The 20,516-nt window shown below is 72.8% G+C and carries 23 protein-coding genes; 12 read left to right on the top strand and 11 right to left on the bottom strand.

Annotated features, from left to right (window positions below; genetic code table 11):
• Positions 1–189 precede the first annotated feature (189 nt).
• The 4 genes from ACFWRV_RS27165 to ACFWRV_RS27150 all read left to right on the top strand — a co-directional run bounded on the left by ACFWRV_RS27165 (position 190) and on the right by ACFWRV_RS27150 (position 3,000).
• Positions 190–705 (top strand): lytic polysaccharide monooxygenase auxiliary activity family 9 protein, encoded by a 516-nt coding sequence (locus ACFWRV_RS27165; RefSeq protein ID WP_384338356.1) that lies wholly within the window; start codon positions 190–192, stop codon positions 703–705.
• A 186-nt stretch (positions 706–891) separates the two neighbouring features.
• Positions 892–1,566 carry a TNT domain-containing protein gene (locus tag ACFWRV_RS27160; protein ID WP_384338355.1) on the top strand — a complete coding sequence of 225 codons (675 nt, stop codon included), beginning with the start codon at positions 892–894 and terminating at the stop codon, positions 1,564–1,566.
• Between the two features lie 6 nt (positions 1,567–1,572).
• Positions 1,573–1,806 carry a hypothetical protein gene (locus ACFWRV_RS27155; RefSeq protein WP_384338354.1) on the top strand — a complete coding sequence of 78 codons (234 nt, stop codon included), beginning with the start codon at positions 1,573–1,575 and terminating at the stop codon, positions 1,804–1,806.
• 156 nt (positions 1,807–1,962) lie between these two features.
• A complete protein-coding gene (locus tag ACFWRV_RS27150; RefSeq protein ID WP_384338353.1) occupies positions 1,963–3,000 on the top strand; it encodes an alpha/beta fold hydrolase in 1,038 nt (345 codons plus the stop codon).
• Between the two features lie 27 nt (positions 3,001–3,027).
• Here ACFWRV_RS27150 and ACFWRV_RS27145 read toward each other — a convergent pair whose 3' ends face one another.
• Positions 3,028–3,393 carry an iron chaperone gene (locus ACFWRV_RS27145; RefSeq protein ID WP_384338352.1) on the bottom strand — a complete coding sequence of 122 codons (366 nt, stop codon included), beginning with the start codon at positions 3,391–3,393 and terminating at the stop codon, positions 3,028–3,030.
• Between the two features lie 83 nt (positions 3,394–3,476).
• On the opposite strand from ACFWRV_RS27145, the gene ACFWRV_RS27140 reads away from it, so the two are divergent.
• The 3 genes from ACFWRV_RS27140 (at position 3,477) to lepB (ending at position 5,189) form a co-directional block, all read left to right on the top strand.
• Positions 3,477–3,986 (top strand): DinB family protein, encoded by a 510-nt coding sequence (locus tag ACFWRV_RS27140; protein WP_384338351.1) that lies wholly within the window; start codon positions 3,477–3,479, stop codon positions 3,984–3,986.
• Positions 3,987–4,098: 112 nt separating this feature from the next.
• Positions 4,099–4,389: a hypothetical protein gene (locus ACFWRV_RS27135; RefSeq protein WP_384338350.1), complete on the top strand. Its 291-nt coding sequence runs from the start codon at positions 4,099–4,101 to the stop codon at positions 4,387–4,389.
• Positions 4,390–4,484: 95 nt separating this feature from the next.
• The gene (gene lepB, locus ACFWRV_RS27130) at positions 4,485–5,189 is read left to right on the top strand and encodes a signal peptidase I (protein WP_384338349.1); all 705 of its coding nucleotides are present in this window, start codon (positions 4,485–4,487) and stop codon (positions 5,187–5,189) included.
• A gap of 3 nt (positions 5,190–5,192) precedes the next feature.
• On the opposite strand, the gene ACFWRV_RS27125 is transcribed toward lepB, so the two are convergent.
• The 6 genes from ACFWRV_RS27125 to ACFWRV_RS27100 form a co-directional block, all read right to left on the bottom strand.
• Complete coding sequence (locus tag ACFWRV_RS27125) at positions 5,193–5,627, bottom strand: protein-tyrosine phosphatase family protein (RefSeq protein WP_384338348.1); 435 nt, start codon at positions 5,625–5,627, stop codon at positions 5,193–5,195.
• Positions 5,628–5,687: 60 nt separating this feature from the next.
• Entirely contained in the window at positions 5,688–5,960 is a 273-nt protein-coding gene (locus tag ACFWRV_RS27120; RefSeq protein ID WP_384338347.1) for an HPr family phosphocarrier protein, read from the bottom strand.
• Between the two features lie 52 nt (positions 5,961–6,012).
• Entirely contained in the window at positions 6,013–8,025 is a 2,013-nt protein-coding gene (locus ACFWRV_RS27115; protein WP_384338346.1) for a fructose-specific PTS transporter subunit EIIC, read from the bottom strand.
• A 120-nt stretch (positions 8,026–8,145) separates the two neighbouring features.
• Positions 8,146–9,093 carry a 1-phosphofructokinase gene (pfkB, locus tag ACFWRV_RS27110; protein ID WP_384338345.1) on the bottom strand — a complete coding sequence of 316 codons (948 nt, stop codon included), beginning with the start codon at positions 9,091–9,093 and terminating at the stop codon, positions 8,146–8,148.
• Entirely contained in the window at positions 9,090–9,851 is a 762-nt protein-coding gene (locus ACFWRV_RS27105) for a DeoR/GlpR family DNA-binding transcription regulator (protein WP_384338390.1), read from the bottom strand. The genes pfkB and ACFWRV_RS27105 overlap by 4 nt, the downstream gene beginning before the upstream one ends.
• A 200-nt stretch (positions 9,852–10,051) precedes the next feature.
• Complete coding sequence (locus tag ACFWRV_RS27100) at positions 10,052–10,300, bottom strand: DUF6296 family protein (RefSeq protein ID WP_030809386.1); 249 nt, start codon at positions 10,298–10,300, stop codon at positions 10,052–10,054.
• A 199-nt stretch (positions 10,301–10,499) separates the two neighbouring features.
• On the opposite strand from ACFWRV_RS27100, the gene ACFWRV_RS27095 reads away from it, so the two are divergent.
• Positions 10,500–11,291 carry a PepSY domain-containing protein gene (locus tag ACFWRV_RS27095; RefSeq protein WP_384338344.1) on the top strand — a complete coding sequence of 264 codons (792 nt, stop codon included), beginning with the start codon at positions 10,500–10,502 and terminating at the stop codon, positions 11,289–11,291.
• A gap of 61 nt (positions 11,292–11,352) precedes the next feature.
• Here ACFWRV_RS27095 and ACFWRV_RS27090 read toward each other — a convergent pair whose 3' ends face one another.
• From ACFWRV_RS27090 to ACFWRV_RS27075, 4 genes are all read right to left on the bottom strand, one after another.
• Positions 11,353–12,489: a serine hydrolase domain-containing protein gene (locus ACFWRV_RS27090; RefSeq protein ID WP_384338389.1), complete on the bottom strand. Its 1,137-nt coding sequence runs from the start codon at positions 12,487–12,489 to the stop codon at positions 11,353–11,355.
• 289 nt (positions 12,490–12,778) lie between these two features.
• Positions 12,779–13,282, bottom strand: a complete 504-nt coding sequence (locus ACFWRV_RS27085; protein WP_384338343.1) for a GNAT family N-acetyltransferase — start codon at positions 13,280–13,282, stop codon at positions 12,779–12,781.
• A 218-nt stretch (positions 13,283–13,500) separates the two neighbouring features.
• Positions 13,501–15,534 (bottom strand): ATP-binding protein, encoded by a 2,034-nt coding sequence (locus ACFWRV_RS27080; RefSeq protein WP_384338388.1) that lies wholly within the window; start codon positions 15,532–15,534, stop codon positions 13,501–13,503.
• A gap of 230 nt (positions 15,535–15,764) precedes the next feature.
• Complete coding sequence (locus tag ACFWRV_RS27075; RefSeq protein WP_384338342.1) at positions 15,765–16,739, bottom strand: LLM class flavin-dependent oxidoreductase; 975 nt, start codon at positions 16,737–16,739, stop codon at positions 15,765–15,767.
• Between the two features lie 225 nt (positions 16,740–16,964).
• On the opposite strand from ACFWRV_RS27075, the gene ACFWRV_RS27070 reads away from it, so the two are divergent.
• From ACFWRV_RS27070 to ACFWRV_RS27055, 4 genes are all read left to right on the top strand, one after another.
• Complete coding sequence (locus tag ACFWRV_RS27070) at positions 16,965–17,669, top strand: alpha/beta fold hydrolase (RefSeq protein WP_384338341.1); 705 nt, start codon at positions 16,965–16,967, stop codon at positions 17,667–17,669.
• A gap of 299 nt (positions 17,670–17,968) precedes the next feature.
• A complete protein-coding gene (locus ACFWRV_RS27065) occupies positions 17,969–18,145 on the top strand; it encodes a hypothetical protein (protein WP_384338340.1) in 177 nt (58 codons plus the stop codon).
• Positions 18,146–18,318: 173 nt separating this feature from the next.
• Complete coding sequence (locus ACFWRV_RS27060) at positions 18,319–18,480, top strand: hypothetical protein (protein WP_384338339.1); 162 nt, start codon at positions 18,319–18,321, stop codon at positions 18,478–18,480.
• A gap of 607 nt (positions 18,481–19,087) precedes the next feature.
• Positions 19,088–20,440, top strand: coding sequence for an ABC transporter substrate-binding protein (locus ACFWRV_RS27055; RefSeq protein ID WP_384338338.1), 1,353 nt, complete (start codon positions 19,088–19,090; stop codon positions 20,438–20,440).
• The last annotated feature ends 76 nt before the right edge of the window (positions 20,441–20,516 follow it).

The following is a 20,516-nucleotide window of genomic DNA, read 5'->3' as shown; positions in this document are numbered from 1 at the left end:
CGTGCACGCGTCGGTGGGTATGGTCTAGTCCAAGTGCAAGGCCTTTCCGGACACCTGCCATCAGGCGTGTCCGGCAAGGGACTTGCAGCCCTTCGCGCCTCTTGGCCCCACACTCGCGAGGCCTCGCCGTCGAAGCCGGGCCCCCCACGGCCCGCCACCGCGCGGTGCGGTCTCATGTGAAGGAGAAGCATGCACGCGAAAAGGAAGACCGCACTCGCCGTCGGCGCCGTGCTCGCCCCGGTTCTCGCCCTGAGCCTTCCGGCGACCTCCGCCAGTGCCCACGGCTACATCTCCAACCCGCCCAGCAGGCAGGCGCAGTGTGCCGCCGGAACGGTCAGCTGCGGCGCCATCAAGTACGAACCCCAGAGCGTCGAGGGCCCCAAGGGGCTCACCAGTTGCAGCGGCGGCAACAGCGGCTTCGCCGAGCTGGACGACGACTCCAAGGGCTGGTCGGTCACTCCGGTGAACCGTTCCCAGCCGTTCGAGTGGAAGATCACCGCACGCCACTCGACCAGCACCTGGCAGTACTTCGTGGGCGGCGAGAAGATCGCCGAGTTCGACGACGGCGGCGCGCAGCCCGGCGCGACCGTGACCCACCAGGTCGACTTCGGCAACAAGACCGGCAAGCAGAAGGTCCTGGCCGTCTGGAACATCGCGGACACCTCGAACGCCTTCTACGCCTGCATCGACGTCAACGTCAGCTAGCGCCAACGCGGGCCGGGGGTGCACACCCGGCCGGCCGCCACGCCCCGGTCGCGCATCGTCGCGGCCGGGGCGCGGTGCTGTTCCCCGGTGGCCGGAAGGCGGCATGGCGCGGAGTCTCCGGGTAGCCGAGCGGTTACCCTACGTCAGCTGTCCTGATGGATCATCCGTGCTCAAGGGGACTCCTGAATGAACCGAATGCGTACCGCACTCGCCGCGCTCGGCATCACCGCCGGTCTGATCACCGCTCCGACCGCGAGCGCCGCACCGGGGCCCGACCGGCCCGCCCCCGCCGCCGAACGCCACGAACCCTGCACCGGGGAGTTTGGCGGCGACGCGCGCCTCGGCCCCAGATGGCTGCCGGGCAAGCGGCTCGCCCCGGTCGGCCCGCTCCTGAACGGCTACCGGCGCACCGGCGACCTCACCCCGCAGGACTTCCTGAAGAAGTACTGGGAGGGGCCCGCGGACACCGGCAGTTGGAAGTACCCGCCCAACGACGGCTTCGCCGAGGTGAACGGCGAAATCGACAAGGAGCCCGTCAAGCTCCGCACCGGCCAGCGCCTGGACCGCTTCGGCTCGGAGTACGGCGGCTATCTGGCCCCCGCGGGCGACGCCTACGCCGAGCGCGCCCTGCCTCCGCAGAACCTCAACACCCGTGACGCGGACACCCCGTGCGACTACCGCGTCTACAAGGTAGCCAAGCCCTTCTGGGTCTGGCAGGGCTCCATCGCCCCGTGGTTCGAGCAGCCCGGCCAAGGACAGCAGATCAAGCTCGACGCCGCGTTCCTGGACCCGGGCGAGGGCCGGCGGCTGAATGTGAAGTGGCTGCTGGACCACGCCTACCTGACGCCCGCCGGCGCGTAACCCCGCATGGACCGCCGGGCCCTGCACGCCGCACTGGTCGCAGCACGGATCCCCGGCGGCTACTACCGGATCGAGGGCGTCCACGAGCCCGCTCCCACGCCGCCGGACTTCCTTTTCGTCCGGCGGGCCCCCGACGGCGGCTGGGAGACCGGGGCGTTCGAGCGCGGAACGTACGAAGTCATCACCCGCCACCCGGACGAGGCCGCCGCCTGCGCCCACCTGCTGAGCCTGCTCGTCTGAACCTCTCCACCCCGGTGCTTTGCCGGATCGGCAAATTTCCTTGTCCGGGCGGCCCCACCGGCCGAATGATCGTGACCGGACGGCCGGGCTCCTGGGCCCGGCCGCCCGCCGAAGCGTCACGACCGCCCCCTCGCACGGGGCGCCCGAGGAGCAGCCATGCCGGAGTCCACCCCCGTACCGCCCCCGCCCGCAGACCGCGCGGCCCGTCCCTCCACCGTCCTGCCCGGCGCTACGCACCGGACGGTCGACGTCCCCGGCGGCCGGATCCACTGCGTCGAACAGGGCACGGGCCCCCTCGTCCTGCTCGTCCACGGCTTCCCCGAGTCCTGGTACTCCTGGCGCCACCAGCTCCCCGCCCTGGCCGCCGCCGGATACCGGGCCGTCGCCATCGACGTGCGCGGCTACGGGCGTTCCTCCACGCCCGCCGCCACCGACGCCTACCGCATGCTCGCCCACGTCGCCGACAACACCGCCGTCGTGCGCGCACTCGGCGAGGAGACCGCCACGGTCGTCGGGCACGACTGGGGCTCACCCATCGCCGCGAACAGTGCCCTGCTCCGGCCGGACGTCTTCACCGCGGTCGCCCTGCTGAGCGTTCCCTACGCGCCCCGCGGCGGCCCCCGCCCCACCGACGGCTTCGCCGCGATCGGCGGCGAGAAGGAGTTCTACGTCAGCTACTTCCAGAGCCCCGGCCGCGCCGAGGCGGAGATCGAACCGGACGTACGCGGCTGGCTCGCCGGCTTCTACGCCGCCCTCTCCGGAGACACCCTCGACCCCGCCGGCCACGGGGCCCTCTTCTTCGTACCGCCGGGCGCGCGCATGGCCGACACGTTCCCCACGGACCAGCTGCCCGGCTGGCTCGACGAGCGTGATCTCGACTTCTACAGCGAGGAGTTCGAACGCACGGGCCTGACCGGCGCGCTCAACCGCTACCGCAACGTCGACCGGGACTGGGAGGATCTCGCCGCCTGGGACGGCACACCGATCAGCCAGCCCTCGATCTTCATCGGGGGCGCCCTGGACGCCTCCACCACCTGGATGTCCGACGCCATCGACGCCTACCCGAAGACCCTGCCGGGCCTGTCCGCCGCCCACATCCTCGAAGGCTGCGGCCACTGGATCCAGCAGGAACGCCCCGACGAGGTCAACCGGCTGCTGACCGACTGGCTGCACGGACTGCGCGGGCCGCGCTGAAGACGCCCGGTCCGCGGCGCGTCCGCGTCAGCAGGGAGTGCCGGGGGTCGCCGCCGTCGCCCGCAGAAGGTCACGTACGAGCGTGAGGTCGATCGTCCGCGGATCGCGGAAACGCAGGCAGCCCTTGCCCATGTCGTGCGCGGCCAGCCGGTCCGTGAACGCGTCGCGGACATCCGTGCGCATCAGGTAGAACGAGATGTACTGCTTTTGGTCCGCGAAGGCGATCTCGCCCTTCCCCTCCCGCTCGTAGGAGGGCATGCCGTACGCCATCACCTCGCGGAACCCGGTCAGTTCCTCCCGGCACAGCGCGCGCAGCGCCGCGAGCGCCTCCCGGCGGGCCTCCGGGGCCTCGGCGAGATATTCATCGACATTCTGCGCGCTGCTTCGGACCATGAGCCGATCGTACGGCGCATCCGGCCTGCCCGGCGGAGTGTCGCACCCCGGGGACCCCGTCCCCGGTGAGCGACAGTGGGCCGATGAACACCGCAGCCATGCTGGCCGAAGCGTTCGACCGGGTCGGGGAGGCCGTCCACGCGGCCGTCGAGGGGCTCCCGCCCGACGACCTCAACGCCCGGATCGACGAGGGAGCCAACTCCATCTCCTGGCTCGTCTGGCATCTCACCCGCGTCCAGGACGACCACATCGCCGACGCCGCCGGAACGGGACAGATCTGGCTCGCCGAGGGCTGGGCCGACCGCTTCGGGCTCCCGTTCGACGAGACGGACACCGGCTACGGGCACGGCGGCGACGAGGTCGCCGCTGTCCGCGTCGACTCCGCCGAACCCCTCCTCGGCTACTTCGACGCCGTGCAGGAGCGGACGCTCGACTTCGTCGCGGGACTGGAGGGCCACGCCCTTGACCGGATCGTCGACGCGGGCTGGTCGCCCCCGGTGACCCTGGGCGTCCGGCTGATCAGCGTCGTCGCCGAGGATCTCCAGCACGCGGGCCAGGCCGCCTACGTCCGCGGGGTGCTCGGACGGGCCTGAGGCCGGGGCGCGGGGGCGGGCCGGCTCACACCCGTGCACAGTCCCACCCGCGGTGCCATACTCGGAAGAAATCGGCCGGACAAGGCTTGCCATCGTCCGAAAGGTGACCGTCATGGGCTGGGCATCCTGGACGACCAGCGGTGTCTTCGCGGGCACCGGCGGAGTGCGCACCGAAGAAGCGGGCATCCTGAGCGGCGACCTCACGGTGCATACGACGTGGTTCGACGGACAGGCGTCGGTGGCCGTGCAGTACAGCGGCTCCACCGACTGGTTCACTCTCGTGGGCAGCCCCGTGCCGTGCCCCTCCGAGCAGGAGAGCCGTACCTTCCACCAGAGCGTCGTCGAAGCCGTGCGCGCCGGAGAGGGAGCGAGAGTCCCGCCCGTCGGTGCGGAACCCGCGTAGCGTCCGCCCCCGCGCTCCACGCCCCATAGAGTGGATCACCGGACCCGTCCCCCGAGGGACGGGCACAGGCGGTTCACGGGGCGAGGAGCGGTGCCATGGGGCGTGCGGGAGCGCGGCGGTCGAGGACGCGGAAGAACCGGCCGTTCTGGGTGGAGCTGCCGCTCCTGATCGGCATGGCCCTGGTGCTGGCCCTGCTCATCAAGACGTTCCTGGTGCAGGCCTTCTCCATCCCCTCCGACTCCATGCAGAACACCCTCCAGCAGGGCGACCGGGTCCTGGTCGACAAGTTGACCCCCTGGTTCGGGTCGGAGCCGGAACGCGGCGAAGTGATCGTCTTCCACGACCCGGCCGACTGGCTCGCCGGAGTGCCCGTGGACGAGCCCAACACCGTGCAGAAGGTACTGAGCTTCATCGGCGTGATGCCCTCCGCCGAGGAGAAGGACCTCATCAAGCGGGTCATCGGCGTCGGCGGAGACACCGTGGAGTGCGCGGGCGACGGGCCGGTGAAGGTCAACGGCACCGCCCTGGACGAGCCGTACGTCTTCCCCGGCAACACCCCGTGCAGCAACGACGAGCGCGGCGGCCGGTTCAAGGTCACCGTGCCCGACGGCAAGGTCTGGGTGATGGGGGACCACCGCCAGGAATCCGCCGACTCCCGCTACCACCAGGACGACCCCAACGAGGGGATGGTCCCGGTCGACGAGGTCGTCGGCCGGGCCGTCGTCGTCGCCTGGCCGATCGACCGCTGGGCCACCCTGCCGGTGCCCGAGACGTTCAATAACGTGCCCGCCGGGCGCTGACGCTCAGCGAGGCGCGAAGTTCTTGACGTACCGGCGCTGCCAGGGCGTTTCCACCGCCCGCGGGTGGTAGCCGGCCCGCACGAACGCCACCGCCTCCTCGGCGGGGACCCCGTCCAGGACGGCCAGGCAGGCCAGCGCCGTCCCGGTGCGGCCCATTCCGCCGCCGCAGGCCACCTCGACCCGCTCGCCGGCCGCCCGGTCCCACACCTCCTTCAGGAGGACCCGTGCCGCCTCCCGGTCCGCCGGGAGCCGGAAGTCCGGCCACCGCAGCCACCGCGACTCCCAGGAGACCGGGGGCGGGGTCCGGCCCAGCAGGTACACGGCGAAGTCCGGTGCGGGGCCCGGGGGCAGCGGCTTGCGCAGGCCCCGGCCCCGCACCAGCCGTCCGGACGGCAGCGTCAGAACGGCCGGGTCGGAGGCGTTCCAGTGTTCGATCACGTGCCCAACCTAGTGATCCGGCAGGCGCGGGCGGAGCACTTTCGGGCAGAGCCCGGCGGGTCAGGCGGCGGCGTCGAGATCCTGCGCGAGCAGCTCCGCCAGCTCCTCGACCGCCGCCCGCGCCCCGTCGCCCTCGGCGCTGAGGACCACGCTCTCCCCGTACGGCGCGGCCAGGGCCAGCACCGCGAGCATGCTGCGGGCGTCGACCGGGTCGCGGCCCTCGCGGGCGATGGTCACCTTGACCGGCTGGCGGGCGGCGGCCTTGACGAACAGCGACGCCGGACGGGCGTGCAGCCCGCTGCGGGAGGCTATGGCGACGGTCTGCTGGTGCATGGATCACTCCTCGGTGAGGGACTGCGGATGCGTGTGCGGGGTGTTCGGGTGTTCAGGCGGCGACCGTGACCCGGGAGTCGTCGGAGCCCGTGGCCCCGGCCTCCCCGGCCCCGTCCGGTGCCGCCCGGCGTGCGCCCTTGAGCAGGACGACGAGTGCGGTCGCCACCAGCGTTCCGGCGGCGATGGCGAGCAGGTAGAGGAACGGCTCGCCGATCAGCGGGACGACGAAGACGCCGCCGTGCGGAGCACGCAGGGTCGCGCCGAAGGCCATCGACAGTGCGCCGGTGACCGCGCCGCCCGCCATCACCGACGGGATGACCCGCAGCGGATCGGCTGCGGCGAACGGGATCGCGCCCTCGGTGATGAACGAGGCGCCCAGCACCCAGGCCGCCCGGCCGTTCTCCCGCTCCGTCTTCGTGAACAGCTTCTTGCGCACGGTGGTGGCGAGCGCCAGCGCCAGCGGCGGCACCATCCCGGCCGCCATGACCGCGGCCATCACCTTGAGGCTGCCGTCGGTCGGGTCGGCGAGACCGCCGACCGCGAAGGCGTACGCCACCTTGTTCAGCGGGCCGCCCATGTCGAAGCACATCATCAGGCCGAGGACGACGCCGAGGATCACCGCGTTGGAGCCCGACAGGCCGTTCAACCAGTCCGTGAGCGCGCTCTGCAACGAGGCGATGGGCTTGCCGACCACGATGAACATCAGGAAGCCCACGACCGCCGACGCGATCAAGGGGATCACCAGGACCGGCATGATCCCGCGCAGCGTGGCGTGGACCGGGACCCGCTGGATCGCCATCACCACCGCACCGGCCAGCAGACCGGCGACCAGACCGCCGAGGAACCCGGCGTTCACCGTGAGCGCGATGGCCCCGCCGACGAATCCGGGCACCAGCGCCGGCCGGTCGGCCATCCCGTACGCGATGTACCCGGCCAGCACCGGCACCAGGAACGCGAAGGCCGCCGAGCCGATCTGGTTGAGCAGCGCGGCCCAGCTGTCCGCCTCGCCCCAGACGAAGTGGTCGGCCACCGACTTGGCGCTCGCTATCTCGTAGCCGCCGATGGCGAACGACAGGGCGATCAGCAGACCGCCCGCCGCGACGAACGGCACCATGTAGCTCACGCCGGACATCAGATACGTACGGAGTCGGACGCCGAAGTGCGCGTGGTCCGCACCGGATCCGTCCCCGTCGCCGGAGTCCGTGCTGCCGTCGGCCTCGGACACGGCGGCGATCTCCCCGCGCTCCGCCTTGCGGCGGGCCTCGGCGATCAGCTCGGCGGGACGGTTGATGCCCGCCTTCACCCCGACGTCGACCAGCGGCTTGCCGCGGAAGCGGGCCTTCTCCCGGACCTCTACGTCATGCGCCCAGATCACGGCGTCCGCCGCCGCGACGACGCTCGGGTCCAGCTTCTTGAAGCCGGCCGAGCCCTGGGTCTCCACCGTCACCTCCACACCCTCGGCGCGGCCCGCCGCGGCCAGCGACTCGGCTGCCATGTAGGTGTGGGCGATGCCGGTGGGGCAGGAGGTGACGGCGACGATCCGGAAAGGGGCGCTCCCGGCCGCTTCGGAGGCCCCGGCCTCGGCTTCCGCCTCGGTCGCTGGTGCCTCCGCCTGCGCCGTCGGCTCCTCGCCCCGGATCAGCGCGGCCACCGCCGCCGGATCCGTTCCGGCGCGCAGCGCGGCGGTGAACTCCGGGTCCATCAGCCTGCGGGCCAGCCCCGAGAGGATGGTGAGGTGATCGTCGTCCGCGCCGGCCGGGGCGGCGATGAGGAAGATCAGGTCGGCCGGGCCGTCGGCCGCGCCGAAGTCGATGCCCGCCGCGCTGCGCCCGAAGGCCAGCGTCGGGGCGCTCACGTGCTCGCTGCGGCAGTGCGGGATGCCGATGCCGCCGTCGAGGCCGGTCGGCATCTGCGCCTCGCGGGCGGCGACGTCGGCCAGGAAGCCGTCGAGATCGGTGACGCGGTGCGCGGCCACCATCCGCTCGGCGAGCGACCTCGCGGCGGCGTCCTTCGTTGCGGCGGACAGATCGAGGTCGACCAGTTCCGCGGTGATCAGCTCACTCATCGCGGTGCTCCTTGCTCGGGGACCGCCGTGCGGCGGCTCGGGGGGACGGGGCGGAGCTCGCGTACGGGTGGGGTCCGTACGGGAGGTGCGGGGACGGCGGGGTGCTCGTGGTGACGGGGGTCATGGGGCGGGCTCGTTCAGCGCGCGGTCCAGCGGTACGTCGGAGGTGGTCACGACCGACGCGAGATCGAGGTCGGCCGGGGTGGGCATGAGGCTTCCGGCCAGCTGCACGGCCGCGGCCCCGTGGGCGACGGCCGAGGTGAGCGCTTTGGGGCCCTGCCCGCCCGCCGCCAAAAAGCCGGCCAGGGAGGCGTCCCCGGCGCCGACATTGCTGCGCACGGCGGCCACCGGGGCGGTGGCGAAATACGCGCCCGACGCCTCGACCAGCAGCTGCCCGTCGGCGCCCAGACTCGCCAGCACCGACCGGGCGCCGCGCTCGCGCAGCTCCTCGGCGGCCTTCAGCGCGTCGCCGACCGTGGCGAGCGGCCTGCCGACGGCCTCGGCGAGCTCCTGGGCGTTGGGCTTGATCACGTCGGGTCCCCGGTCCAGGGCGGCGGTCAGCGCCGCTCCGGAGGTGTCCAGCGCGATCCGGGCCCCGGCCCGGTGGCTCCGCTCGACCAGCTCCGCGTACCACTGCGGCGGCAGACCGCGCGGGAGGCTCCCGCAGCAGGCGATCCAGTCCGCGGCGGCCGAATGGACCCGCACCGCTTCGAGGACGTCCTCCGCCTCGGCCGGACTCAGTTCGGGACCCGCCGCGTTGACCTTGGTCAGGGTGCCGTCGGGTTCGACGAGCGTGACGTTGATCCGGGTGTTCCCGGCGATCGGCACACCGGCGGACTCGATGCCCAGTTCGCCGAGCAGCCGGGTGAGCAGGGCGCCCTCCGGTCCGCCCACCGGCGCGACGGCGACGGTGCGGTGCCCGGCCGCCGCGACCGCGCGGGAGACGTTGACGCCCTTGCCGCCCGGGTCGACGCGGTCCGCCGTGGCGCGCAGCACGGTGCCGCGGGTCAGGCCGGGCAGCTCGTAGGTCCGGTCCAGGCTGGGGTTGGGGGTGACGGTGAGGATCATGCGCGTACTACTTCCGTGCCCCGGCTCTCGATGGAGCGGGCGTCGTCGGGGCTGAGGCCCGTGTCGGTGATGAGCAGGTCCACGTCGGTGAGATCGCCGAAGCGGGCGAACTGCTCCTGCCCGAACTTGCCGGAGTCGGCGAGCAGGACGACCCGGCGGGCCGCCTTGATGACGGCCCGCTTCACCGCGGCCTCGGCGAGGTCGGGCGTGGTCAGACCGCTGTCGGGGGCGAAGCCGTTGGTGGCGAGGAAGACCACGTCGGCGTTGATCTCCGCGTACGAACCCAGCGCCCAGGCGTCGACCGCGGCGCGCGTACGGTGCCGGACCCGGCCGCCCACCAGATGCAGCGCGATGCCGGGGTGGTCGGCGAGACGGGCGGCCACCGGCAGCGCGTGCGTCACGACGGTCAGCGTCGCGTCGACGGGTACGGCGGCGGCCAGCCGAGCGGTCGTGGTCCCGGCGTCGACGATCACATTGCCGTCGGCGGGCAGCTCGGCGAGGGCGGCCTGCGCGATGCGGTCCTTCTCGTCGGCGGAGAGGGCGTCGCGCTCGGCGAGGTCGGGCTCGAAGTCGAGCCGCCCCACCGGGATCGCCCCGCCGTGCACCCGGCGCAGCAGCCCCGCCCGGTCCAGGGCCTTGAGGTCCCGCCGGACGGTCTCGGCCGTCACCTGGAACTCCTCGGCCAGGGACAGCACATCGACCCGGCCGCTCTCCTGGGCGAGGCGGAGGATCTCCTGCTGACGCTCCGGTGCGTACATGTGGTTTCGTTTCCGTTTCATGCCCGGGTCTGTGGTTTCGCGCCCAGGTTACGTCCGGGGTGCGGGAATGTAAACACATTCGGGCGACGTGTGGGCATGAACGGACGGGGCGGGTTCCCGCAGGTCTCTCTGCCGGAGGCGGGCGCACACGAGCGGGCGGGGCGCACCGTGCACCGGTGCGCCCCGCCCGACGGGTCCGGTCACCGTGTGCCGGGTGCGTCCTCGCTCAGGGGGCGGGCCAGCAGGGGAGCCCCCGGGACCTGGTGGCCGCCGCTGGCGAGCATGCGGACCTCGCCCCGGTCGCTGATCTCGGCCCGGACGATCCCCGTCTCGTCCTCGTACACCGGGAACCCGCCGGCCCCCAGCCGGTCGGTCAGCCGTACGGAGACCACGTCGTCCGCGGCGCCGGACATCTGGAAGATCAACTCGTAACGCTCGGTGTGCACCATGTGATCCATGAAGGCCTCCCGGCCGGGCGCGGAGAATACGGCCCTGCCGCCATTGTTTCGCACCCCGGCGTCCGCCGCCCGGGGAGCGACGGCCAACGGGCGGACCCGCCCGGTCGATCGGGTGACTCCGCCCGATAGGACAACATGACCGGAGTTCCGGGGGGCTAGGCATGCGTGCATGAGACTTGAGCCTCGACGAATGAACAGTGCCTCCTCCCGATCCCGCACTCTCCAGGCGGTCGGCGCCCTCGGCATGGCCGCCGCCGCGGCCGTTCTGATGACCGGATGCGGTCAGAGCTCGGGCAGCGCGACGAGCGCGGCCACCTCCGCTGCCGCGAAGGTCGTCCCGCAGCAGCAGACGACGTCGCCTTCGGCCACCGCCCAGCTGACCGAGGACCAGCAGGAGCGCAAGGAGGTGCTCGACGCCACGAAGGTCACCTTCGACGACGCGGCCACCACCGCCACCGGCGAGGTCGCCGGGAGCAAGCTCGTCGACCTCGACCTGGAGGGTGTGGACGACGACGACCAGAGCCCCAGCCCGACCGGAACCAGCAGCCCCACGGGATCGCCCAGCCCGACCGGCTCTCCGAGCCCGACCGGAACCGGCACGTCCAGCCCGAGCGCGAGCCCGGGCGCCGACGGCCCGGTCTGGGTCGCGGAGGTCGCGGAGAAGGACGGCACGCTCCACACCGTCCGGATCAACGCGGTCGACGGCAAGGTGATCGAGGCCCGCGTCGACGCGGATCAGGACGCGGACGACAAGAAGGAGACGGCCGACCGGCTCGCCCAGGCCACCCAGACCCCGCAGCAGGCGGCCAAGGTCGCCACCGAGAAGAAGAAGGGGACCGTCACCTCCGTCAGCCTCGACGACAACGACGGCAACGCCGTCATCTGGCAGGTCGACGTGGTCGGCTCCGACTGGAAGAAGACGACCTTCGACGTGGACGCCAAGAACGACACCATCCTCCGCGAGGAGACCGACGAGGACTGACCGCCGCCCTGCCCGACCCGCGAAGGGGTACGCCGGACACCCGGCGTACCCCTTCCGCCTTCTAGCGCGAGCCGCCCGGCTTCCGGCGGTCGAGCAGCCGGCAGACGAAGTCCTCCTGGAGCTTGCGGAGCGTGGCCAGCAGCCGGGGGTTCGTCGCGCTGTTCACCTGGGAGGTGAGGGAGACGGTCAGTGACCGCTTGCCGTCCTTGGTCGCCGCGGCCAACTGCGTGTAGCCGGGGAAGTTGCCGGTGTGGCCGTACACGGTGCCGCAGCGCGTCGCGTACGAGAAGACCGCGAGACCGGCCCTGTTGCGTCCGGGACCGGCGGGCTCGGAGCTGCCCGCCACGAAGGACAGCTGCTGCCGGCGGACCGCCGGGCCGAGACCCAGCCCGCCGGCGTAGCCGCGGATGAAGGCCCCCAGGTCCCGGGGCGTGGAGACGATGCCGCCGGACGCCCACACGCCCGAGGCGCTGAGCGCCGTGCTGACGTCCTCCGGCGCCTCGGGCGGGTCCACCGCGTAGCCGTGCAGATAGGGCTCGGGCAGCCGGTAGCCCTGCGGGAGGCTGGTGTCGCGCAGGCCGAGCGGCCGGTAGACCAGCTCGGCGAGGAGCTTCTCGTACCGCCGGCCCGTCGCCGCCTCGGCCATCAGCGCCACGGCGATGTTGTCGGAGTTGGAGTAGCGGTACGCGGACCCGGGCCGGAACCGCAGCGGGTCCCCGGCGACGTAGTCCAGCAGCCGGCGGGAGTCGAAGTGCCTGCGGGGATCGGCCGTCAGCTCGGCGATGAACGTCGGGTCCTCGGTGTAGTCGGGGAGCCCGCTGGTGTGGTTCAGGAGCTGGCGGAGCGTCACCCGGTGCCAGGCGGCGGGCAGCCGGGGCAGCCGCCGCCCGATCGTGTCGTCCAGGCCGAGCGCGCCCCGCTCGGCCAACTGCAGGGCGACCGAGCCGCTGAAGGCCTTCGCCGTGCTGGCGATCCGCATGTGGTCGGTGGTCCTGGGCGGACGCCCGGTGCCGAGCTGCGACGTACCCGCCCGGTACACCTCGTTCCGGCCGTCGGCCGTGAGGACGGCGATGGCGCCGGGCGGTCCTCCCGGAGTGTCCACCAATGCCTGGAGACCGCGCTGCAGCCGGCGGTCGACCGGCTCGTGCGGGCCGCCGTCCCCGCCCCTGTCGTCTCCCGCGTGCGCCGGGCCGCTCATCAGCCCGGCGAGCGATGCGACGGCAAGGGCGGCGACCACGGGTCCGCGCCGCCGGGGCCGAGGGCGGGGGAGCGGGGCGTCCGGATGGGAACGTGCGGGCACGGGGGCCTCCTGAAGGCGGTGGGCGAAGGGGCGGGCGGAGCGGTTGGCTCCGCTCCCACGAGCCCCAGCATCGGGCGGCCGGACGGTGCCTGCCCCCGAGGTGGACCATCCGGGCGATCACCGCCACACCGTCGGCGCCGGACCGCGCCCGCCCCTCCACACCCGCCGGTTCCCCCGGCGGCGCCGGTCAGTGGGCCAAGGGAGTGCCCCCGCTCAGATCCAGGACGTACCGCCGCCCGGGGCGGTCGCCGAACATGACGTCCTCCAGCGGCTCGAACCCCGTACGTGCCAGCACCGCGCGGGAGCCCGTGTTGTCGAGCGTCGTCTCCGCGCGCAGAGCGGTGAGCCCGTAGTCCTTGACCGCCAGCACGCAGATCCGCTGGACCGCCCAGGTGGCCAGCCCCTGACCCGAGGCCCCCTCCGCTATCCGGTAGCCCAGCTCGGCCGAACCGTCCCGCACCTCGACGAGGTTGATCCGGCCGAGGACGCCCCCGTCGGGGTCCTCGATGAGGTGCAGGTGGTGCAGGCCCGCGTCCTGCTCGGCGAGCAGGACGCGATGGCGTTCGGCGAACTCGGCGAAGTAGTCGTCGCCCCGGTCGGAGATGGACGCGGCGAAATAGGTCCGGTTCTTCCGCTCGAAGGCGAGCAGGGCCTCGGCGTGGTCGGGACGGAGCCGGCTGATGGACGTCATACCAGGATGCTAAGCCCGTGCCCCCGGCGGAGGTTCGCGCGGCCCAGGGCCTGTCCGGCCCTTCCCGTCTGCCTCACGACGCCATGCCCGCACGCGCGCCGCACCGACCCCGGAGCCACGTACGTCCGGTACGAGGGCCTGGGGCCGGCACACCGAGAGCACGCACGTGATGCCGCGCGGCCGCCCCGCGGGCGACGAGGGGAAGGGCCGGACAGGCCCTAGCCGGGGTTCCCGCGTTCCAGCGCGTGGGCCAGGCCGCGTTCGGCGTCGTCGGCCGAGGCGCGCCGGTAGGCCCGCTCGTACGCCGAGTCGCCCGCGGCCTGCCGGGCCCTCAGCTCCCACTGCTCGCGGATCGCCCCGAGCTCCGGGGTACCCCGGTGCGGGTGGCCGATCATGCGCCAGAACGTGTGCCCCGTACCGGAGGCACGGGCCGCCGCCACCCCGTTCCCCTGGGCGGCGATGGCTCCCGCGAGCAGATCGAGCCCGAGCGCTATGCCGAGGCTGTCGTGGAGCTCGTGCTTGCTCGCGAGCATCGCGCGCGCGTGGCTCTCGGCATGACGGGGACGGCCCTGGAGGAGGTGGATGAGGGCGAGTTGATGATCGGCGTACGCCCGCGCCCAGTGCTCGCCGAAACTCAGGCTGATCCGCTGGAGCCGCATGGCCTCCTCGTACGCCTCGTCGAGCCGGCCGAGCGCGGACAGGGCGAACAGGCGTATCACCCGGCAGCGCAACTGCGAGGGCGCGCCGGCGGGGTCGCCCGGGTGCTCGCGCAGCGCGCGGTCGCTGACGGAGTACGCGGTGAGCGGCTCGCCCATCATCAGATACGTGAAGCTCACGGAGTGGGCCGCGAGGAGCGCCACCTCCGGCTCCTGGTCGCGGCGGGCCGCCTGCTCGCACTCCTCGCCCGTGCGGCGGGCCGCCTCGTGGTCCCCTTGGAGGGTCAGGGTGATCCCCAGGGCCCAGAGCGCCCGGGTGCGGTGCGGACCGGTGGAGAGCGGCAGGGCGAGCACCCGTTCCAGATACGTACGGGCCTGGTGCAGATGGCCGCAACAGCTCCAGAAGAGACCGGCGCACCCGGCCATCTCCATCGCCATCTCCGGGTCCTCCGCCAGCAGATGGTCCAGGGCCGCGCACAGGTCCGCGTGGGTGTCGGCGATCCGGTGGTACCAGAGGACCTGCGAGGGCCCGAGCCAGCCCGCGTACGCCTGGACGGCGGCATGGGCGAAGTGCCGGGCGTGCCGGTCGGCGAGGAGCGCGTCCTCCGCCAGCTCGGCCAGCCACATCGCCCCGTACTCGCGCAGCGTGTCCAGCATCCGGTAGCCGTCCCCGGTCCGCCGGAGCACGGACTGGTCGGCCAGGCGCTCCAGGGCGGGGGCGACGGCCTCGGCGTCCAGCGGCCCGCCCGCGCACACCGCCTCCGAGTCCGCAGTCGTGATGACACCGCGGAAGACGGAGAGCCGCGCCCACAGCAGCCGCTCCAGCGGTGCGCAGAGCTCGTGGCTCCAGCCGATCGTGGTGCGCAGGGCCTGGTGGCGGCGGGGCCAGGCGGTGCCGTCGGTGAGGTCGTCCATCCGCGATGCCAGCCGCCCGGTGATCTCCTGCGCGCTGCTCTCGCGGAGCTGGGCGCAGGCCAGTTCGACGGCGAGCGGTATGCCGTCGAGGCGGCGGCAGATCTCGGCGACGGCGGCCGCGCTGCCGGGATCGTCGAGCGAGAGGTCCGGGGCGACGGCGGCCGCGCGCTCGCGGAAGAGCCGGACGGCCTCGTCGCCGTCGTCGCCCGCGGACAGCGGCGGCACCTCGACGCGCATCTCGCCCGTCACGCCCAGCGGTTCCCGGCTGGTGGCCAGGATCGTCAGCCCCGGGGCCGCGGCGAGCACTTCGGCGACGAGCTGACCGCAGGGGCCGACGATCCGCTCGCAGCAGTCGAGGACGAGGAGCAGGCTCTTGCCGGACAGCCATTCACCGAGCGCGGCCACCGGCCGACGAGGGCTGTGGTCCAGGAGCCCCACGCCGTCGCAGACGGTGGTGGCGAGCAGCTGCTCGTCGTGCAGATGGGACAGGTCGGCCCACCAGACGCCGTCGGTGTAGTGGTTCTTGGCACGCTCGGCGGTGCGCAGGGCCAGTCGGCTCTTGCCGACCCCGCCGCTGCCGGTGAGCGTGACCAGCCGATGATCTCGAAGTGCCCGTTCGACGCTGACCAGTTCGCTGTTGCGGCCGACGAAACTGGTCGTCACGACGGGGAGGTTGCCCATCACGGGGACATCCTGCCTCGCCGTGGTCCACTGCCTCCGTTCATAGCGAAAAGCAGTCAGAAACGGCCGACAACGCATCCCGTTCGATCGGCGAGTGGCATGGATCGGAAGGTGCCGGTGTGTCCGCGCAGTGACGTCCCGGGGGCCGGTGGTGCGTGGGGTGTGGATGGGGTCGGCGGTTCGCCGGTGCCTGCCGTGGTGGTGGGGCTCGGTGTGACCGCGGTGGCGTCCTAGGCGTCGAGAACCGAGGCCAGTGACTCCAGGGCCCCCAGCGGGTCGGGACCGACCGGGGCGAGGACGGTGTCGGTGACACCCGCCGCCCGCAGTCCGTCGAGGCGCGCACGGGCCTGTGCCGGAGTCCCGGCCACGGCGAGTCGGGCGACCCAGTCGTCGGGCATGCGCCGGACGAACGCGTCGCGGGTCGCGCACCCGGCCCGCAGCGCGACCAGTTCGTCGGCGAACGGGAGCGGGGCGATGTGCGCGTGCCAGTCGGGCTCGCCGATCCACTCCAGCCCAGGGCGGGCGGCGGCCAGCGCGGTGAGCGGGTCGGCGTGGACGGACGCGACGTTGTACGCGACGAGCCGGTGGGGGCCGTCGGCTGCGATGTGCCCGAGCGCGGCCCGCGCGTATTCGGGAGCGACCGGCTCCGCCAGAACCGTCCCGTCCGCCACCTCGCCGGAGAGCGCCAGGGACTTGGGACCCCGGACGCCCGCCAGGATGTCGGGCACGACCTCGGGCAGCGCGCTGGGGTCGAGCTGTACGCCGTCGAGGTGCACGTACTGCCCGCGCCGCCGCGTGAGCTCGCCGCGCAGCAGCGCCCGCAGGGCGTCGACGTACTCGCGGAGCAAGGTGAGCGGGCTGGAGGGCCACTGGCCGACGCTGCGCATCCAGTGCGGCATGCCGTGCCCCACGGCGACGTCGACCCGGCCGGGGAAGAGCTGAGCCAGGGACGCGATCTCCAGCGCCGCGAACGCCACGTTGCGGGCCCCGGCGGGCAGCAGCCCGATGCCGACCCGGATGCGGCCCGTGGACGCCAGCACCGCGGCCGCCTGGGCGATCCCCCCGCGGAAGCCGAGGTCCTCGACCACCCAGACGGCGCCGAACCCCAGCTCCTCGGCCCGCCGCGCGTACGGGAGGATCCGGTCGGCGGGCAGATCGCGCGGCAGCAGGACGCCCACGGTCCGGTCGGTGGCGGGGGAACGCACAGGTGCTCTCCTTCGATCGGCGGCCGGGCGGCGGCGATCGTTCCGCCCGCCACCCCGTTCCGGCCCTGCGAAGATAGCGAAGCGCCGACGGCCGACGGGCCCGGGGGCGCGGGCGCGCCGGGGCCCGCGAGCCGGGGGACGGCGAGCGCGTCGGGGCCGGCGGGTCGGGGTCGGCGGGGCGTCGTGCGCGGAGGCTCTCTGATGCCCCTGCGCTACGTTGCTGGCATGACGCAATTCGTACTCGTGGCAGGGGCCTGGCTCGGTTCGTGGGCGTGGCGCGACGTGGAGCCCGACCTGCGCGCGGCCGGTCACGGGGTCCACCCGCTGACCCTGTCGGGCCTCTCCGACAAGCGAGGGGTGGCAGCGGGTCAGCAGACCCACGTCCAGGACGTCGTCGACGAGGTGGAGCGCCGGGGTCTGCGCGATGTGGTGCTGGTCGGGCACAGCTACTCCGGCATTCCGGTCGGGCAGGCGGCCGAGCGGATCGGCGACCGGCTCGCCCACGTCGTGTTCGTGGACTCCAGCGTTCCGGCCGACGGCGAGTCCTTCGTCTCCGGCTGGCCGGACGGCCGGGCCGGCGTGGAGGCCGCCATCGCCGCGAGCGGGGGCTTCTGGCCGTCGCCGACCGCCGCCGACTGCGCGGGCCAGGGCCTCACCGAGGAGCAGATCGCCCGGTTCGTCGGCGGCTCGACGCCCCACCCCGGCGCCACCCTCACGGAGCCCGCCGTCCTGGCACGACCGCTGAGCCTGCTGCCCGCGACGTACGTCAAGTGCCTGCTCGACTGGCCCGAGCCGGGCCCCGAGGTGGCCGAGCTGCTGACAGGCGAGCGATGGCGGCTGGTCACGATGGACACCGGTCACTGGCCGATGTTCTCGCAGCCCCGCGAGCTCGCGCGGATCCTTCTGGACGCTGCGGGAACGGACGCCTGACGGTGAGGCCCTCATCCCGCCAGGAGCGGCGCCCCCCGGCCGATGGCGAAGCGGCCACGGAGCACCCGGACATCACCTACATCGGTTGCGCGCGGTGCGGCACCCTGATCGCTGGCCTCGACGGGCGGTACGCCTGCTCGGGCTGCGGCTGGGTCAACGAATGGACCGAGGGCCACCGTCCCCTGCCCGGGGCCCTGCGACGGCGGCCCTAGGGCCTGTCGTCAAACTGCCGTCCGCCGCGCGCACAGCCGAACCACGACCGACACCAGACGGCCGCCCGGCCGCTGGAGCGGAGCCCGATGTCCGACCCGCGGGGCGCCGACCCGGTGCGCAGAGCCCCGGCCGTCCTCGACATCGACTCCGACTGCTGCCCGGCGGTGGGTCCCCGGGCGGCCCGGGCCGACGAGCTGACCGCGCTCGCCGCCCGGGCGGGCTTTCCCGTGGAACACCTCGGCACGGGCCGCCGCAGCCGGTGACGGAGCCGTCGGCCGCGGCCTCCGGGGCGGCTCGGGGAGCCGTTCCAGCAGGTGCGGCGGGGTCCGCGCGCCGGAATGGAATCGCGACCGCCGCCGCCCACCACGTACACTCGCCCCCGCCTCCGCCGACCGGCAGGGGCTTTCCGCACCAGACCGACGGGGAAATGAACCGTATGAGTTCCGCAGACAGCATCGAAGCACCGATCTACGCCGGCCTCGTGGAGGAGCACGGCGACGTGCTCGCCGAAGTGCGCCGGGTGGCCGAGGAAGTCCTGCGCGAGGCCGACCGCGCCATCGACTTCGGAGCCGTACGGACGGGCGCCGCAGTCCGCTAGCCGCGAGCCGCAACCCCGGTCGCGGCCGCCTCGGCGCGGCCATGTCCATCACGGGACGATAAACGTCCTGCAACTATTGCCATATTCTTGCGTTCGCGACGCGATGGTTTGCTGAAGAGCCGTCGCCGGTGGAAGTGGGTGCGGCCGCGGTAGGCCGGGCGTCCGACAACGGACCCGATGCCACTGCGGCCCCCCGGCCACCCGCGGCGATCGCCCGGCGGCCGTGCTTCGGTGAGCGGTCCACGCAGCCGCGTGGAGAGCGCTCCCAGCCGGCCGCCGAGGCGTGGAAATCAGCCCGTGACGCTGCTCCCACCGCGCTTGCGGGCAGCGTGCGCCCCCGTGCCGCGCCACCCCCGACGGCTGCCGCGCCTGCCGCCCCCGTGATCGCCCCGGGGGCGCCCCTGTGATCGCCTCACGACCGCCCCGCGAGCGCCGTCGATCCGACCGCTTCCGTCAGCCGCCACAGCAGGCAACGGGCAGGCTCTGTCAAAGATTTACGAAACCAACGCGACATCTTGCGGACATTCGTCGGCGGTGGTTGAGTGTGGGTCGCCGCACAGCTCGGGGCTGTGGGCTTCCCGCACTCCTGCCCTAGAGGGGTCCACCGATGAGAAGTTCTGTTCTCCGTCGTACCTGCACCGCCGCCGTCGCCACCGCCCTGGCCCTCACCGGCCTGGCCGCCTGCAACTCCGAGGGCGACAGCGCCGCGGACGGCAAGACGGGCATCACGGTCAACTGCTGGCCCCAGCCGAGTGCGAAGATCGACCACAAGCGGTTCGACGAGGACGTCAAGACGTTCGAGAAGCAGAACCCCGGCATCGACGTCACCGCGCACGACGCCTTCCCGTGCCAGGACCCCAAGACCTTCGACGCGAAGCTTGCCGGCGGTCAGATGGAGGACGTCTTCTACACGTACTTCACCGACACCGAGCGCGTCGTCTCCATCAACCAGGCCGCGGACATCACCGCGTACGTCAAGGACCTCAAGGCGTACAAGGACATAGCCCAGCCCCTGCGCGACGCCTACACCGTCGACGGCAAGATCTACGGCATCCCGCGCACCAACTACTCCATGGGCCTGCTCTACAGCAAGCCGCTCTTCACCAAGGCCGGGCTCGACCCGAACAAGCCGCCGGCCACCTGGGCCGAGGTCCAGACGGCGGCCAAGAAGATCGCCGCGCTCGGCGACGGCACCGTCGGCTTCGCCGAGTACAGCGCCCAGAACCAGGGCGGCTGGCACTTCACCGCCTCGATCTACTCCCAGGGCGGCGCGGTCGTCAGCGAGGACGGCAAGAAGGCCACGGTCGACACCCCCGAGGGCAAGGCCGTCCTGCAGAACCTCAAGGACATGCGCTGGCGCGACAACTCCATGGGCGCCAAGCAGCTCCTCATCATCAACGACACGCTCCAGATGATGGGCTCCGGCAAGCTCGGCATGTACCTCGCCGCCCCCGACAACGTCCCGCGCATCGTCAAGGAGGCCGGCGGAAAGTACGAGGACCTCGCCTTCGCCCCGATGCCCGGCGGCAAGGGCACCCTCATGGGCGGCGACGGCTACATGTTCAACAATAAGGCCACCCCCGAGCAGATCAAGGCCGGCCTCAAGTGGCTGGAGTGGACCTTCCTCACCCCGGGCCAGGGCTACATGAACAACTACGCCCGTGCGGCCTCGGACAAGTCCCCGGTCGGCCTGCCCGAGCCGCGGCTGTTCACCGGCGCCACCGACGCCAAGGACCAGGAGCTGAAGAAGGCCTCCGCCAACGTCCCGGTCGAGAACTACCAGGCCTTCATCGACGGCGGCCAGCAGCTCGACATGAAGCTGGAGCCCAAGCACGGCCAGCAGATCTACGCGGTGCTCGACGGCGCCGTCTCGGCGGTCCTGACGAAGAAGGACGCGGACATCGACGCCCTGCTGAAGGACGCCCAGTCCAAGATCGACGGAATTCTGGCCCGAGGCTGACAGCCGTGAAGACCACCTCCCAGCCCGCAGCGCCCACAAGGCCGCGGCCCGCCGGTGCGACGCCTCCCCCAGGGGG

It is taken from the genome of Streptomyces sp. NPDC058576, assembly GCF_042718715.1.
Taxonomy (GTDB): domain Bacteria; phylum Actinomycetota; class Actinomycetes; order Streptomycetales; family Streptomycetaceae; genus Streptomyces.
The sequence above is the reverse complement of the archived record's forward strand: the minus strand, read 5'-3'. Positions and strand labels throughout refer to the sequence as shown.

What these genes read in the sequence shown, in the direction of transcription:
- ACFWRV_RS27155 (WP_384338354.1), top strand. Translation starts at nt 1,573, where the DNA reads ATGGACCGCCGGGCCCTGCACGCCGCACTGGTCGCAGCACGGATCCCC.
- pfkB (WP_384338345.1), bottom strand. Translation starts at nt 9,093, where the DNA reads ATGATCCTCACCGTCACCCCCAACCCCAGCCTGGACCGGACCTACGAG.
- ACFWRV_RS27120 (WP_384338347.1), bottom strand. Translation starts at nt 5,960, where the DNA reads ATGCACCAGCAGACCGTCGCCATAGCCTCCCGCAGCGGGCTGCACGCC.
- ACFWRV_RS27100 (WP_030809386.1), bottom strand. Translation starts at nt 10,300, where the DNA reads ATGGTGCACACCGAGCGTTACGAGTTGATCTTCCAGATGTCCGGCGCC.
- lepB (WP_384338349.1), top strand. Translation starts at nt 4,485, where the DNA reads ATGGGGCGTGCGGGAGCGCGGCGGTCGAGGACGCGGAAGAACCGGCCG.
- ACFWRV_RS27080 (WP_384338388.1), bottom strand. Translation starts at nt 15,534, where the DNA reads ATGGGCAACCTCCCCGTCGTGACGACCAGTTTCGTCGGCCGCAACAGC.
- ACFWRV_RS27090 (WP_384338389.1), bottom strand. Translation starts at nt 12,489, where the DNA reads ATGAGCGGCCCGGCGCACGCGGGAGACGACAGGGGCGGGGACGGCGGC.
- ACFWRV_RS27105 (WP_384338390.1), bottom strand. Translation starts at nt 9,851, where the DNA reads ATGTACGCACCGGAGCGTCAGCAGGAGATCCTCCGCCTCGCCCAGGAG.
- ACFWRV_RS27140 (WP_384338351.1), top strand. Translation starts at nt 3,477, where the DNA reads ATGAACACCGCAGCCATGCTGGCCGAAGCGTTCGACCGGGTCGGGGAG.
- ACFWRV_RS27115 (WP_384338346.1), bottom strand. Translation starts at nt 8,025, where the DNA reads ATGAGTGAGCTGATCACCGCGGAACTGGTCGACCTCGATCTGTCCGCC.
- ACFWRV_RS27055 (WP_384338338.1), top strand. Translation starts at nt 19,088, where the DNA reads ATGAGAAGTTCTGTTCTCCGTCGTACCTGCACCGCCGCCGTCGCCACC.
- ACFWRV_RS27145 (WP_384338352.1), bottom strand. Translation starts at nt 3,393, where the DNA reads ATGGTCCGAAGCAGCGCGCAGAATGTCGATGAATATCTCGCCGAGGCC.
- ACFWRV_RS27095 (WP_384338344.1), top strand. Translation starts at nt 10,500, where the DNA reads ATGAACAGTGCCTCCTCCCGATCCCGCACTCTCCAGGCGGTCGGCGCC.
- ACFWRV_RS27065 (WP_384338340.1), top strand. Translation starts at nt 17,969, where the DNA reads ATGTCCGACCCGCGGGGCGCCGACCCGGTGCGCAGAGCCCCGGCCGTC.
- ACFWRV_RS27165 (WP_384338356.1), top strand. Translation starts at nt 190, where the DNA reads ATGCACGCGAAAAGGAAGACCGCACTCGCCGTCGGCGCCGTGCTCGCC.
- ACFWRV_RS27135 (WP_384338350.1), top strand. Translation starts at nt 4,099, where the DNA reads ATGGGCTGGGCATCCTGGACGACCAGCGGTGTCTTCGCGGGCACCGGC.
- ACFWRV_RS27060 (WP_384338339.1), top strand. Translation starts at nt 18,319, where the DNA reads ATGAGTTCCGCAGACAGCATCGAAGCACCGATCTACGCCGGCCTCGTG.
- ACFWRV_RS27070 (WP_384338341.1), top strand. Translation starts at nt 16,965, where the DNA reads ATGACGCAATTCGTACTCGTGGCAGGGGCCTGGCTCGGTTCGTGGGCG.
- ACFWRV_RS27085 (WP_384338343.1), bottom strand. Translation starts at nt 13,282, where the DNA reads ATGACGTCCATCAGCCGGCTCCGTCCCGACCACGCCGAGGCCCTGCTC.
- ACFWRV_RS27150 (WP_384338353.1), top strand. Translation starts at nt 1,963, where the DNA reads ATGCCGGAGTCCACCCCCGTACCGCCCCCGCCCGCAGACCGCGCGGCC.
- ACFWRV_RS27160 (WP_384338355.1), top strand. Translation starts at nt 892, where the DNA reads ATGAACCGAATGCGTACCGCACTCGCCGCGCTCGGCATCACCGCCGGT.